Here is a 14,948-nt window from a genome sequence, read left to right on the forward strand (position 1 = left end):
TACATTCAATATAATTAGAATGCTAAAAATAGGTTCATTATTTTGAATTATTAGAATAATTGGAATGCAAATACATAACGATAATCATGTTTTTATTAATTTAACAAAAAGAAAGGAGAATAAAAAAATACTGAAATACAAAAAAAGTCTCCAAGTATAAAACTTAAAGACTTTAATCTAGAATTTTGCTTAATAATATAAAACACATTCAATTGACAGCCAAAGCAGTAGTCATCCTATCAAATCTGAAATGTTTTAGTCTCTAAAGAATCAAAGTTTCTGATATTCTAAGATAAAACTTAAAATATCAGAAACTTTGATATCTCACAGCTACTTTCGCTGCTTATTTAAAATCATTTAAAGCTTTCTCAATAATTGCGAGGCACTCCTGAATTTGAGTTTCTGTGATTACTAATGGCGGTGCAAAACGTATTTTATTACCATGAGTTGGCTTTGCTAATAATCCATAATCTCTAAAACGAAGACATATATCCCAAGCCAAATCCGAATCCTCACCACAATTAATCACAATGGCATTCAGCAATCCTTTTCCTCGAACCAATTCGATCAATGGATTACGCTGCGCAATTTCATTCAGTCCTTTTCTTAAAATTAAACCTAATTTTTGTGCATTTTCAGATAAATTTTCATCACGAACCACTTCAAGAGCTGCAATAGCTACAGCTGCAGCAATAGGATTTCCTCCAAAAGTAGATCCGTGCTGTCCCGGTTTGATTACATCCATTATTTCGTTATTAGCCAAAACAGCCGACACTGGATAAACACCGCCCGAAATTGCTTTACCCAAAATCAAAATATCCGGCTGTACATTTTCATGATGTACTGCTAATAATTTACCAGTTCTGGCAATTCCTGTCTGAACCTCATCGGCAATAAATAAAACATTATGTGCTTCGCAAAGTGCTTTGGCTTTCGCCAAATAACCTTCACTAGGAACATAAACTCCAGCTTCGCCCTGAATAGGCTCAACCAAGAAACCAGCAATGTTTGCCGATGATTTCAAAACATTCTCTAAAGCCTCAATATCATCATACGGTATTTTTATAAATCCTTCGGTAAAAGGTCCGAAGCTTTTTCTAGCACTTTCATCATTCGAAAAAGAAATAATAGTAGTTGTTCTTCCATGAAAATTACCTTCACAAACAATAACCTGAGCTTGATTTTCAGGAATTCCTTTTACTTCATACGACCATTTTCTGCACAGTTTCAAAGCAGTTTCTACAGCCTCAGCTCCTGTGTTCATTGGCAGTACTTTATCAAAACCAAAATATTTGGTTATATATTCTTCATAGACCCCTAACTGGTCATTGTAAAATGCACGCGAAGTCAATGTTAGTTTTTGGGCTTGTTCTACCATTGCTCCAACAATTTTTGGATGACAATGACCTTGATTTACGGCTGAATAAGCCGATAGGAAATCAAAATATTTCTTACCGTCAACATCCCATACAAAAACACCTTCTCCTTTTTCCAAAACAACAGGAAGCGGATGATAATTATGAGCGCCGTATTTATTTTCTTTTTCAATTAAAACTTCCGATTTTGAAGAAAGCATTTGTGCTGTATGTTCCATTGTTAAGTATTTTATTAAAATATCCTCACAAAAGTAGCAAATGTTTTTTATTAACCAAATAAAAAGCTAAATTTGACTTTTATATTCGTTTTAAAAAAAAATAATAAATTATATATAACAAAAATAAGTCATCTTGTTATTTTAATACTTCTCAAGAACCATTACAGGAAAAATAAATAAAAAACAATTACTTTTACCCTAAAAAAAGTGATTTTAACTTAAAAAAAAGCAGAATATGGACATATTAGATGAATTTGACATCAATATCATAAAAGAATTGGAAAAAGATGGAAGAATGGCTTTTTCTGCGATAGCTAATAATCTGAAGATTTCAAACACCATGGTGCATCAGCGTATCAACCGATTGATGGAACAGGGAATCATTTCTGGAATCAAACCTGTTTTAAACGAAAAAAAGATAGGTTATGACTGGGGAACATTTACAGGAATTACTCTAAAAAAAGACCAAGATTCTGCAAAGGTTATTGAAGCTTTAAAACTAATTCCAGAAATAACCGAATGCTACTATATAACAGGTTCTTTTACTCTTTATATAAAAATGATTGCCAAGGACCACGAACACATGAGAAGATTACTTTACGAAAAAATCGATTCTATTGCCGGTATTTCTAAAACGGAATCCTTAATCGAATTAGGCTGTGCTTTTAAGCGGAATATCAGTCTATAAATAATTTCAAAATACAGCATGCTTCTGCGGAAACCACAAAATAAATCTTTTTTGTGGTTTTTTTTTATCAATTAATAATTCAGATATTTGTAAAAAATACAGCTATGAAAAACTTAGGGCTTATAATTTTCGGAATGGTTTTTATTACTGTTCAAGCGTTTGGACAATTAAAACCGGTACAATACAAAGATGAAAACCAAATTTTGAACGGCTTTAAGATCGCTCCTGTAAAAAAGACAGATCAAAAACCAGGAATCCTAATATTACCGGCTTGGTATGGAATTGACAAACTATCTAAAGACACTGCTGAGCGTCTTTCAAAATTAGGCTATTATGCCTTTATCGCTGATATTTACGGAGAAGGAAATTACCCTAAAGACAATGCAGAAGCTGGAAAAATTGCAGGATTTTATAAAAAAGATTTCAAAGCTTATCAAAAAAGAATTTCGATAGCTTTACAGCAGCTTATCGATTCGGGAGCCAATCCAGATAATATTGTAGTTATTGGTTATTGCTTTGGGGGAACGGGAGCACTTGAAACTGCTCGTGCTCATCTCAATATTAAAGGGGCTGTTTCTTTTCACGGCGGTTTAAGCAAAGATGCTGCAAGACCAACTGAAGCAATTAACACACCTATATTAGTATGTCATGGCGCTGACGATCCTTTTGTGCCGGCCGAAGAAGTTTTAAGCTTCCAAAAAGAAATGAGAGACTCAAAAGCAGATTGGCAAATGATTTATTATGCCAATGCTGTTCATTCCTTTACCAATCCTGAATCAGGCAATGATAATTCAAAAGGGGCTGCTTATAATGAAAAAGCCGCAAAAAGATCTTTCGAACATTTAATACTTTTCTTAAACGAAGTTTTGAAAAAATAACAATTTAAAATTTAAACACTCTCAATTATAAATGAAAAAAGCCTCAATTCTATTTGCATTCGTTGCTGCTATAAACTGTTTCGCACAAAAGAAAAACGTCAATAATGACGATCCAACTAAATTTATGAATACCATAACTGCTGAAAAATTAAAAACACGCCTTTATGTTATTGCTTCCGATGAAATGGAAGGCCGTGATACTGGATCCAAAGGACAAAAAAAAGCTGGAAAATATCTTATAGAACAATACCAAAAAAGTAAAATATCGTATCCAACAGGAGCTGTTAGTTACTACCAGCCAGTACCTGCCTCCTACTTAAATGCCAAACGTAATCAAAACCTGCCTGATTCAGAGAACATTTGGGCATACATTGAAGGCTCAGAAAAACCAGATGAAGTATTGGTAATTTCTGCACATTACGACCACGTAGGAGTTAAAAACGGAGATGTTTATAATGGTGCCGATGATGATGGATCAGGGACTGTAGCTGTTCTGCAGATTGCCGAAGCTTTCCAAAAAGCCAAAAAAGAAGGGCACGGGCCAAAACGTTCTATACTATTTCTTCATGTAACTGGTGAAGAACACGGTCTGCATGGATCCCGCTTTTACTCTGAACATCCTTTATTTCCGATCGCAAATACTATTGCAGATATAAATATCGATATGATTGGCCGTCGTGATTTTGACCATCCAGATACTAATAATTATGTATATGTAATTGGTGCAGACAGATTGTCCACCGATTTACATAACATTACAGTTGCTCAAAACAATAAATACACCAAACTAGATCTGGATTTCAAGTTCAATGACCCAAAAGATCCCAACCACTTTTACGAGCGTTCTGATCATTACAATTTTGCCAAGTTTGGTATCCCCGCAGTATTTTTCTTCAACGGAGTTCATGCTGATTATCACCAAAAAACGGATGAAGTTGAAAAAATCGAATTTGATGCCTTAGCAAAAAGAACACAATTGGCATTTACAATTGCCTGGGATTTAGCAAATAGGCCTGAACGAATTGTAGTGGATAAACCAATAAATTAAACACATCACCTATTTTATTAAAAAAGGAGCTTAAAAGAAATTTAAAGCTCCTTTTTTAATAATCTGTTTCCCTAAAAAAACTGCCTTAACCCAAACACTGACAGATATATTTGGAGTTCTATTAAACGATATGTACATTAGCCCGCGATACATTGCCGTTTAAGCACAAACCAATGCTGAAATCAAAGATGCTTCGATATTTTTTTCTGCTATTAGCAGCGAAGATTTAAAACAATAACATTTTTAGATAATGACAGGAAATCATAATTCAATTGTAAATTCAGACAGCAAATACATATTCGAAAAATTTTTCGAGTTATCAGGCGATTTGTTATGTATAGCTGGATATGATGGTTTTTTCAGAAAAATTAATCCCGCCGTTTCTAAATTATTAGGTTACACAAATGAAGAACTGCTTTCAAAACCTATCAGTGACTTCCAATTTATTGATGACAGGGAATACACATCAAAATCACGAAAAAAAGTACTTGAAAACCACCCCCTTTTTAATTTCGAAAATCGATACGTTACTAAAAATGGTGAAATTGTATGGCTCTCATGGACATCAATGCCTATACCTGACGAAAAATTAGTTTATGCTGTTGCCAAAAACGTCACACATCGTAAAAAACTCGAAGATGAACGAAATCTGCTTCTGACAAAATTTACAAAAGTAAATAATCATTTTAAGAAATTAAATTACACAACATCTCACGATTTAAGATCACCAGTAAACAATCTTCTTGCTATTTTTTCTATTATGGATGTTTCCAAAATTGAAGATCCTGAAACTCTTAATCTTATAGAAATGCTGAAGCTGGTTACCGAAAGCTTAAAAGAAACTTTAAACGATTATGTAAACATTCTGATTCAGGAAGATGAGTCGACAGCCCAGATTGAAAAAATAGATTTTGCAGAATCTCTAAATACGGTAATTTTTTCTGTAAACTCATTAATTAAAACCTCAAAAGCAATAATTAATACTGACTTTTCGCAACTAGAAAAAATAAATTTCAATAAAACTTACTTAGAGAGTATATTTCTGAATTTAATAACTAATTCGATCAAATATGCCAATCCTGGATATCCGCCAATTATCACCATCAGTTCCAGAAAAATTGACGGTATAAATCAGTTAATTTTTTCAGATAATGGTATTGGCTTCGATATGGAACTTGTAAAGGGCAAAATATTTGGTCTGCACCAAAAGTTCAACAATCACATAGACAGTAAAGGAATCGGCCTTTATTTAGTAAACGATCACATCACAAGCCTTGGAGGTAAAATAGATGTAGAAAGCAAAATTAATGAAGGGACAACATTTACTATTTCCTTTAAAAAAGAAATTATATAACCTATTCCACAAAAAAAGCTTCGAATAAATCCGAAGCTTTTTGCTTTACAGCTATACTTTTACAAATCCTCTTTCACATCGGCATCAGGAGCATTTTTCTTTACAGATTCAATCCCATTATCTCTAGCTGATGATGATTCATACATTTCGCTCGAACCAATAATTTGACCATTTACAGCTTTTAAATTAAAATATAACTTGCCGTTTTTAGCTTCTAATTTGTCAAATCGATTGTCGTCTTGTGAATTCTTTTTAACAGATTCTATTCCGTTTTCACAAGAAGCTTTTGTCGAATAACCTTCGCTCGCCAAAATAACCTGACCATTACCTGCTTTTAAAACAAATTGAAATTCGTCATTACTTCTTTTACTAATTAAAAATGTTCCCATAGATTTTAAATTTTATTGATTTAAGGATTAAAAAGATATAATTTCTAATGCACACCTAAAGTATAAAACTAAAATTTGAATTCAAAGAGTACAGTACAATTTTACACGAAACTTTATTCCACAAAAAAAGCCTTGAATTTCTTCAAGGCTTTTACTTTCTGGGTGGAAGACGGGGCTCGAACCCGCGACCCTCGGTACCACAAACCGATGCTCTAACCAACTGAGCTACAACCACCATTTGTGCTTAGCGGTTGCAAATATAAGACAAATGTTTACTTCTGCAAACAAAAAATTAAAAAAAATTCAGCTTTTTTACTTCAAATCTCCTAAACTATTGACAGCCAAATACCTTTCAACAGTAAAACCTTCGGCATGTTCAACTCCAGTTAATCTTCCTAAATCCCTAGAGCGGTAATTTAAGCTTTCCAAAAAGTTTTTGCTGGAAATTGGCGACTCTGGTTCTTTAGAATCTGGGTCATAAAACTGAGAGCCGTATGCCAAAATAGCTTCGATTTTAGTATCAGTGAATCCTGTTATATCAACAACAAAATCAGGTACTATATTTTTCCACTGAATGTAATGATATACCAACTTGGGTCTCCATGGTTTTTGAACTTCACCCTCATGTACTGTTTCAATTTTTAGCAGTCCTGACAAAAAACAGGCATCCGAAACCAGCTTACTCCCTTTTCCATGATCAATATGCCTGTCATCTATCGCATTACAAAGGACAATCTCTGGCTGGTATTTCCGAATCATTTTTATAACTTCCAATTGGTGTTTTTCGTCATTTACAAAAAATCCATCGCGCATATTAAGATTCTCTCTAATCGAAACTCCTAAAATTTCAGCAGCAGCACTTGCTTCCTTGTCGCGAATCTCTGCAGAACCGCGAGTTCCTAATTCGCCTCTAGTTAAATCAACAATTCCTACTGTTTTCCCCAAAGAAATCTCTTTCAAGATAGTCCCTGAACATCCCAATTCTACATCGTCAGGATGTGCTCCAAATGCTAGTATATCTAATTTCATCAAAAATTTATTTACTTTTTATATTTGCTGTTTTCTAATTTCTATTTAGGACTCTTTTCATTGTCATTGATTTATTGACACTTTCCTCCCACTCTTTTTCTGGAATACTTTCTCTCGTAATACCGCATCCCATATATAAAACAGCTTTATTATTTTTAATCTGCATGCTTCGTAAATTCACAAATAAATCAGAACTTACGGCAGCAGATGCCAGACCGCTGTTTAATTCACCTAAAAAACCGCTGTAAAAAGTTCGGTAATAATTCTCATTTTCTATAATAAAAGCCATTGCTTTCTTTTTGGGCAGACCGCAGACCGCAGGAGTTGGATGCAAAGCACCAATTACCTGTCCTAACGTTGAGTTTTTGTTTAAAACTCCAGAAATATCGGTTTTTATATGCCAGATAGATCCCGCTTTTATATTGTATGGCTCTGTTACTTTTACAGACAGTGCTATCTCATGGAGTTTTTTTACAATAAAATCAGTCACATACTGCTGTTCATCTTTTTCTTTTTGCTCCCACGAAATGGAAGCTTCATCATTAGCTTTTTGTGTTCCAGCCAAAGCAGTGGTTGCAAAAACACTACCATTTGCTTTTAACAATTGTTCTGGTGTTGCTCCCATCCACATTCCAATTTTTGGATGATAAAAACAATACCTGAAGGTGGCTGGATACAATTGAGTTAACTGCTGAAAAGTCACTGTAAAATCAAAGACAGTTAAATCAATAGTTTCGCTTCGGGACAAAACAACTTTTTTAAATTCATCGTTTTCAATTGCCTGAATTCCTTTGGCAACTAAATCTTCATATTGTATTTTGGCTTCTTCATCAAAAACCAAATCATCTATTTCGACTGGCTCAATATCAATATTTTCCAGTTCAGCCGTTATTATTTCAGATTCCTTTGCGGGAATTAAAACCAATTGTTTTTCATCAAAAGAAGCAAAAACAAAACCATTTTCGGTAAAATCGGATACGGTATATAAAACATCATTCTGCTGCAAAAAACAAATAGCTGCGATGGAATTGGGTTTAGAATAAAGTACAAAAGGCAGATTTTGTTCTTTATGAAGTTTTATTTTAGAAAAAAAATCAATCATCATTACTTGTTCTCTTTGGTCAAAACCATATTTGTTAATTTACAAAGCGAAATTAAATTTCCATCTTCATCTGTAATTTTAATTTCCCAAAGGTGAATACTTTTCCCTTTATGGATAATTCGTGCAGTACCAAAAACAACCCCTTCTCTAATACTTTTTAAATGATTAGCCGAAATCTCTATACCGCGCACTTCTTGATTTTTAGCATCAATAAAAAAATGCGAAGCTGCGCTTCCAACACTTTCTGCCAATGCCACCGAAGCCCCTCCATGCAGTAAGCCCATTGGCTGATGAACGGCTGAATTCACAGGCATTTTGGCAGATAAGAATCCTTCGCCAGCATCTATGAATTCAATTTTAAGGGTTTCCATTAAAGTGTTTTTGGAAAATGCATTGCAAAATTCGAGTACTTTATCTTTATCGAATATCATGTGTCTTTATTTTAAAAATGTAAATTTATAGAAAAGATGGCACAAAACAGTTTATCCCGCACTGTTTTGCCTTTACTCAAAAATTGCTATTATTGCAGAAAAATAGAAAATACCCCTTTTAGAGTATTTTACGACTTAAAATATTCCTCTATTTTTATAAAAATTAAATTTTAAACAAAAACGAAATCTGCAATGACAAACTTTACATCTAATTCTAAATTTTATAAATTATTTTTTTGCAGCCTAATCATTCTTTTTGGCTCCTGCAGCAGTGATGAAGGCAAAGACGAATCTGGCACAACTCCCGAAGTCAATGAAACACTGCATTTAGCATTTAAAACACCCGATTGGGAACGCTACATCAACTGCGATAGATTAGATCTTTTTCCAAATGCAGTAAATGATACCACATATACTGTTTCTGCTTCATCAGAATCAACTAGAGAAACTTTTTATTTTTCGTACCCAAAAGACAGTTCTAAAATTGTTAAAGCAAAAATATTATCCAAACATAAAATAATGGAATATGGAAGCAATAATGAGCCTTTTCAATTTTCGCAAAAACTTCCCTTAGATGGCAATAGCATCGATGACACTACAAAAAGACTGGTAAGTTCTGAAGGGCAGTCAGACACTGAGTATAACCAAGTTGTAGCAGTAAAATACTTAAAAAGTGAGTCTAATTATGCAGTTTTTAGAGTGCAGTGTAAATATGAAATGAAAACATACTTAATTAACACACCTGAAACGATTAAAAAAATAACTGGAACTTTTGCTTTTAAAGTAAGAGTCTCCAAGAAATAGGTAACATCTTAAGAACTATACGGTACAGCCAGATATAACCCGCAGAAGTTATACTGGCTTTTTTTTTCATCTTTAAAGAATAGAATATTTGCTAAATCAACAATCGAATTAAATCCAAATACGTACAAGTTTTTTTATATTTTTACAAAAAATAAAACCAAATGCCTCGCATCAGCTTATTAGTTCTAGCCGGAATACTGCTTTCATTCTGCTCCTGCCGCAGTGATTTTGAAACTACTGCCAGTACAGGTGACTTAACCTTTTCTAAGGATACAGTTTATTTGGACACTGTTTTTACCAATTTGAGTTCTAGTACTTACGCCTTGAAAGTCTATAACCATTCCAAAAACGATATTAACATTCCTCAGATAAAATTTGCCAAAGGCTTAAATTCAAAATACAGAATGAGCATTGACGGTGCTCAGGGAAATCAAGGAAAAACATTCGAAAATGTTACGCTATTAGCCAAAGACAGTCTATACATTTTTATAGAAACGACAGTTGAAAGCGACAACACAACTCCAGCCGAATTTCTATATACCGACCAAATTGAATTTGACAGCGGCGCCAATCTTCAAAAAGTAGAATTGGTGACTTTAGTTCAAGACGCTGTTTTGTTATATCCGAAACGAAATGCTGACGGAACCACAGAAACGCTTCCGATCGGTGATGAAAAAATCAGCGGTTTTTATTTAGACAAAAATGACCCTCTGCATGGCAATGAGCTTCATTTCACTAACAAAAAGGCGTATGTTATTTACGGATATGCAGCCGTTCCCGAAGGTGAAACCGTCATTTTTGACGCAGGATCCCGAGTATATTTCCACGCAAATTCTGGTCTTATTGTTTCCAAAAATTCATCCATTAATGTCAATGGAACAAAATCTGCTACAGACAAACTGGAAAACGAAGTGATTTTTAGCAGTGATCGTCAGCAGCCCGATTTCGCTTACATCCCAGGACAGTGGGGAACAATTTGGTTGCAGAATGGAAGCACTAATAATGAAATTCAAAATCTTACGCTAAAAAACGCAACAGTTGGATTATTGATTGATGGCAATAATGGCACAACAACTTCAATAAAAAACACCCAAATTTACAATTGCACACACTACGGAATCCAAGCCAAAAACGCGATGATTGAAGGAGAAAACATTGTAATCAACTACACAGGCCAAGCAAGTTTAGCCTGTACTTATGGAGGAAATTACAAATTTACACACAGTACTTTCAACAACAATTGGTCGAGTCCGGGACAGTCTGCAGTCTACATCAGCAATTATAGTGCGGGTTCAATTCCAGAAACAAAAGACTTAACTGAAGCCACATTCAACAACTGTATTATTTATGGATCATATTCCAATGAACTGATTTTGGATAAAAAAACCGAATCGCTTTTTAATTATCAATTCAACAATTGTTTGCTCAAATTCAACAACACTAATAACAAATACACTTCTGATCCTCTTTATCAATTCGATAGTGATTCTTTACATTACAATGAAATTATACTTAATAAAGATCCGAAATTCTTTAACCCAAATATTAATAATTTCAACATTGACGATACTTCTTCTGCTTTCGCGAAAGGAAATTCGGCTTACTTAATTCCGCTTGATATTTTGGGAATCACTAGAACACTTCCGCCAGATTTGGGAGCATATCAAAGCAAACCGTTTCCAAAGTAATACTTTAATTAACCGCAAATTCGCAAATTTTTTTATGAATTTTAAATGGATATAATCTGCGAATTTGCGGCCTTTTTTTCTATTATTTCATTTTGCCGAATAGTTTGCATTTCGCATTTGCTCTTACTATTTATTTAAACTAAATTTGCACCGTTAAATACAACAAACTACACAACAATGATCCATTTCTTTGAAAACCAAAGCAAAACTGTTTTTGCAGTACAAACGCAAAACGAAATTTCAGCTCAAGACATTTCAAAACTTAACTGGCTTTTTGCCGACGCAAATAAAATAGAGAAATCCGCATTGACGGATTTTTTTGTTGGACCACGCGCCACTATGATTACGCCTTGGAGCACCAATGCTGTGGAAATCACCCAAAATATGGGAATTCCAGGCATTATCAGAATTGAAGAATTTCATCCAGCAACAGCAGATTTCAATGATTTTGATCCGATGCTTTCTCAAAAATTCAATCAGTTAGATCAGGAAATTTTCACTATCAACATACAGCCGGAATCAATTCTGGACATCGATGATATTGCCACATATAACAAAGCTGAAGGTTTGGCTTTGAGTCAGGAAGAAGTAGATTATCTAGATAATTTATCAGCCAAATTAGGCAGAAAATTAACTGATTCTGAGATTTTTGCTTTCTCACAAGCGAATTCAGAGCACTGCCGTCACAAGATTTTCAACGGAACTTTTGTTATTGACGGAGTGGAAAAAGAGACTTCTCTTTTTAAATTAATCAAAAAAACATCACAAGAAAACCCTAACGATATTGTTTCGGCTTACAAAGACAACGTTGCTTTTGTAAAAGGACCAAGAGTACAGCAGTTTGCTCCAAAAACTGCCGACAAACCTGATTTTTATGAAGTAAAAGAATTTGATTCGGTTATTTCATTAAAAGCAGAAACCCATAATTTCCCAACCACAGTAGAGCCTTTCAACGGAGCTGCAACAGGTTCTGGAGGAGAAATTCGTGACCGTTTGGCTGGTGGACAAGGTTCATTGCCAATGGCGGGAACAGCAGTTTATATGACTTCTTACTCAAGATTAGAAGAAAACAGAGCTTGGGAAGATGCTGTAGCCGAAAGAAAATGGTTATATCAAACTCCAATGGACATTTTGATCAAAGCTTCAAATGGAGCTTCAGATTTTGGAAATAAATTTGGACAACCGTTGATTACTGGTTCCGTTTTAACTTTCGAACACGAAGAAAACAACCGCAAAGTTGGTTACGACAAAGTAATCATGCAAGCGGGAGGAATTGGATACGGAAAACTAGACCAAGCTATCAAACATAAACCAAAAGAAGGCGACAAAATCGTTATTCTTGGAGGAGAAAATTATAGAATTGGAATGGGCGGTGCTGCGGTTTCTTCTGCAGATACAGGAGCTTTTGGTTCAGGAATTGAATTGAATGCTATCCAGCGTTCGAACCCAGAAATGCAAAAGCGTGCTGCTAACGCCATTCGTGGATTGGTAGAAAGCGATAACAATCCAATCGTTTCTATTCACGATCACGGTGCGGGTGGACACTTAAACTGTCTTTCTGAATTGGTTGAAGAAACTGGAGGATTGATTGATTTGGATAAACTGCCTGTTGGTGACCCTACTCTTTCTGCAAAAGAAATCATTGGTAATGAATCTCAGGAAAGAATGGGATTGGTTATTGGCCAGAAAGATATTGACACATTACAAAGAATCGCTGATAGAGAGCGTTCTCCAATGTATCAGGTTGGTGACGTTACAGGCGACCACCGTTTTACATTCGAATCGCAAACTACAGGTTTAAAACCGATGGATTATGCTTTGGAAGATTTCTTCGGAAGTTCTCCAAAAACTGTAATGACAGACAAAACTATTGATTACAACTATAGCGGTTTGAACTATGACGTAAAAAACATTTCAACTTATTTAGAGGCTGTTTTACAATTGGAAGCTGTTGCATGTAAAGACTGGTTAACTAATAAAGTAGATCGCTGCGTTGGCGGAAAAGTAGCAAAACAGCAATGTGCTGGATCATTACAATTACCATTGAATAATGTGGGTGTAATGGCATTGGATTACCAAGGAAAAGAAGGTATTGCAACTTCAATCGGGCACTCTCCTATCGCCTCTTTGATTGATCCTGTTGCGGGAACAAGAACTGCAATTGCCGAATCTTTATCCAACATCGTTTGGGCTCCGATTAAAGACGGATTGAAAGGTGTTTCCCTTTCTGCTAACTGGATGTGGGCTTGTAAAAATGAAGGTGAAGATGCTCGTTTATACGCTGCAGTTGAAAGCTGTTCTAACTTTGCCATCGAATTAGGAATCAACATTCCAACAGGAAAAGATTCACTTTCGATGAAGCAAAAATATCCAAATGACGAAGTAATTGCGCCGGGAACGGTTATTATTTCAGCTGGTGGAAATTGTATCGATATTCAAAAAGTAGTGGAACCAGTTTTACAAAAAGACGGAGGTTCTATTTATTATATCAATTTGTCTCAGGATGAATTTAAATTAGGAGGTTCTTCATTAGCACAAACACTGAATGCTATCGGAAACGAAGCTCCTACAATCAAAGACGCTGCTTTCTTCAAAAATGTATTTAATACACTTCAAGAATTGATTTTAGACAATCAGATTTTGGCTGGACACGACATCGGAAGCGGTGGTTTGATTACTACTTTATTAGAAATGTGTTTTGCTGATGTGAATTTGGGAGCAAAAATTGACTTCTCTGTTTTTGAAGAAAAAGACATCATTAAATATCTTTTCTCTGAAAATATCGCTGTGGTTTTCCAAGCGAATTCTGACGAAGTAGTTGAAGCAAAATTGAAAGCCAACAATGTTTCTTTCTTCAAATTAGGAAATGCAACTAGCGAAGCGACTTTGGACTTTGGCCCATGCAAATTGGATATTGCTAAATATAGAGATATATGGTTTAAAACTTCATTCTTATTAGACCAAAAACAAGCCAAAAACGGAACTGCACAAGCACGTTATGATAATTATAAAAATCAGCCGTTAGACTATACTTTCCCTTCTCATTTCACAGGAAAAGCACCAATTATTGACGGTTCAAAACCAAGACCAAAAGCAGCGATTATTCGTGAAAAAGGAAGTAATTCCGAGCGTGAAATGGCTAATGCTATGTACTTGGCAGGTTTTGATGTAAAAGACGTTCACATGACCGATTTGATTTCGGGACGTGAAAATCTGGAAGATATTCAGTTCATTGGAGCTGTTGGAGGATTCTCTAATTCGGATGTTTTAGGTTCTGCAAAAGGATGGGCCGGAGCTTTCAAATACAATGAAAAAGCAAATACAGCATTGAAAAACTTCTTCAAAAGAGAAGACACTTTATCTGTCGGAATCTGTAATGGCTGCCAATTGTTTATGGAACTAGAATTAATTAATCCTGAACACGAAATTCACGGCAAAATGCTTCATAACGACAGCCACAAACACGAGAGTATTTTCACATCTGTGAAAGTTCAGGAAAACAATTCTGTTATGTTATCTAGTTTAGCGGGAAGTACTTTGGGAGTTTGGGTTTCTCACGGAGAAGGAAAATTCAATTTACCAGAAGCAGAAGCAAATTATAACATCGTTGGGAAATACGGTTACGAAGGATATCCAGCTAATCCGAATGGTTCTGCATTTAACACTGCTATGATGTGTGACAAAACCGGAAGACATTTGGTTACAATGCCTCACTTTGAGCGTTCGACTTTCCAATGGAACTGGGCGAATTATCCAAAAGACAGAAATGACGAGGTTACGCCTTGGCACGAAGCTTTTGTGAATGCTAAAAAATGGATTGAAAATACAAACAAATAGTATTATAATTTAAATTATTATTATCCAATAACCGTCTCTTATTATTTAGAGGCGGTTTTTTTTGCGTCTAAAATATCTTTAAAATTAAACAAAATGTACTGATTAC

12 protein-coding genes and 1 tRNA gene are annotated in these 14,948 nt (G+C 34.8%); 7 read left to right on the forward strand and 6 right to left on the reverse strand.

The features are described 5' to 3' along the window. Positions 1 to 343: 343 nt before the first annotated feature. Positions 344 to 1,594: an ornithine--oxo-acid transaminase gene (rocD, locus tag C8P67_RS00680; protein ID WP_115809337.1), complete on the reverse strand. Its 1,251-nt coding sequence runs from the start codon at positions 1,592 to 1,594 to the stop codon at positions 344 to 346. Positions 1,595 to 1,829: 235 nt separating this feature from the next. On the opposite strand from rocD, the gene C8P67_RS00685 reads away from it, so the two are divergent. From C8P67_RS00685 to C8P67_RS00700, 4 genes are all read left to right on the forward strand, one after another. Next, positions 1,830 to 2,282 carry an Lrp/AsnC family transcriptional regulator gene (locus C8P67_RS00685; protein WP_115809339.1) on the forward strand — a complete coding sequence of 151 codons (453 nt, stop codon included), beginning with the start codon at positions 1,830 to 1,832 and terminating at the stop codon, positions 2,280 to 2,282. Between the two features lie 104 nt (positions 2,283 to 2,386). Further along, on the forward strand, positions 2,387 to 3,160 hold the full coding sequence (locus C8P67_RS00690; protein ID WP_115809341.1) for a dienelactone hydrolase family protein: 774 nt from the start codon (positions 2,387 to 2,389) through the stop codon (positions 3,158 to 3,160). Between the two features lie 31 nt (positions 3,161 to 3,191). Further along, positions 3,192 to 4,208 carry a M28 family metallopeptidase gene (locus C8P67_RS00695; RefSeq protein ID WP_115809343.1) on the forward strand — a complete coding sequence of 339 codons (1,017 nt, stop codon included), beginning with the start codon at positions 3,192 to 3,194 and terminating at the stop codon, positions 4,206 to 4,208. 250 nt (positions 4,209 to 4,458) lie between these two features. Continuing rightward, positions 4,459 to 5,562 carry a PAS domain-containing sensor histidine kinase gene (locus C8P67_RS00700; RefSeq protein WP_115809345.1) on the forward strand — a complete coding sequence of 368 codons (1,104 nt, stop codon included), beginning with the start codon at positions 4,459 to 4,461 and terminating at the stop codon, positions 5,560 to 5,562. A gap of 59 nt (positions 5,563 to 5,621) precedes the next feature. Here the strand turns inward: C8P67_RS00700 and C8P67_RS00705 are convergent, their stop codons facing one another. The 5 genes from C8P67_RS00705 to C8P67_RS00725 form a co-directional block, all read right to left on the reverse strand. Continuing rightward, on the reverse strand, positions 5,622 to 5,951 hold the full coding sequence (locus tag C8P67_RS00705; protein WP_115809347.1) for a YegP family protein: 330 nt from the start codon (positions 5,949 to 5,951) through the stop codon (positions 5,622 to 5,624). 160 nt (positions 5,952 to 6,111) lie between these two features. Next, positions 6,112 to 6,187, reverse strand: a tRNA-His gene (locus tag C8P67_RS00710). 76 nt (positions 6,188 to 6,263) lie between these two features. Then, positions 6,264 to 6,980: a bacillithiol biosynthesis deacetylase BshB1 gene (gene bshB1, locus C8P67_RS00715; protein WP_115809349.1), complete on the reverse strand. Its 717-nt coding sequence runs from the start codon at positions 6,978 to 6,980 to the stop codon at positions 6,264 to 6,266. 34 nt (positions 6,981 to 7,014) lie between these two features. Further along, positions 7,015 to 8,085, reverse strand: a complete 1,071-nt coding sequence (locus C8P67_RS00720; protein ID WP_394338621.1) for a chorismate-binding protein — start codon at positions 8,083 to 8,085, stop codon at positions 7,015 to 7,017. Then, positions 8,085 to 8,513: a PaaI family thioesterase gene (locus C8P67_RS00725; RefSeq protein WP_115809351.1), complete on the reverse strand. Its 429-nt coding sequence runs from the start codon at positions 8,511 to 8,513 to the stop codon at positions 8,085 to 8,087. The genes C8P67_RS00720 and C8P67_RS00725 overlap by 1 nt, the downstream gene beginning before the upstream one ends. 192 nt (positions 8,514 to 8,705) lie before the next feature. Here C8P67_RS00725 and C8P67_RS00730 point away from each other — a divergent pair, with 192 nt between their 5' ends. From C8P67_RS00730 to purL, 3 genes are all read left to right on the forward strand, one after another. Further along, a complete protein-coding gene (locus C8P67_RS00730) occupies positions 8,706 to 9,317 on the forward strand; it encodes a hypothetical protein (RefSeq protein ID WP_115809353.1) in 612 nt (203 codons plus the stop codon). Positions 9,318 to 9,478: 161 nt separating this feature from the next. Further along, positions 9,479 to 11,005, forward strand: a complete 1,527-nt coding sequence (locus tag C8P67_RS00735) for a hypothetical protein (protein WP_115809355.1) — start codon at positions 9,479 to 9,481, stop codon at positions 11,003 to 11,005. A gap of 177 nt (positions 11,006 to 11,182) precedes the next feature. Continuing rightward, a complete protein-coding gene (gene purL / locus C8P67_RS00740) occupies positions 11,183 to 14,842 on the forward strand; it encodes a phosphoribosylformylglycinamidine synthase (RefSeq protein ID WP_115809357.1) in 3,660 nt (1,219 codons plus the stop codon). Positions 14,843 to 14,948: the final 106 nt, after the last annotated feature.

Origin of the sequence: Flavobacterium aquicola, assembly GCF_003385115.1 — a bacterium.
GTDB lineage: Bacteria > Bacteroidota > Bacteroidia > Flavobacteriales > Flavobacteriaceae > Flavobacterium > Flavobacterium aquicola.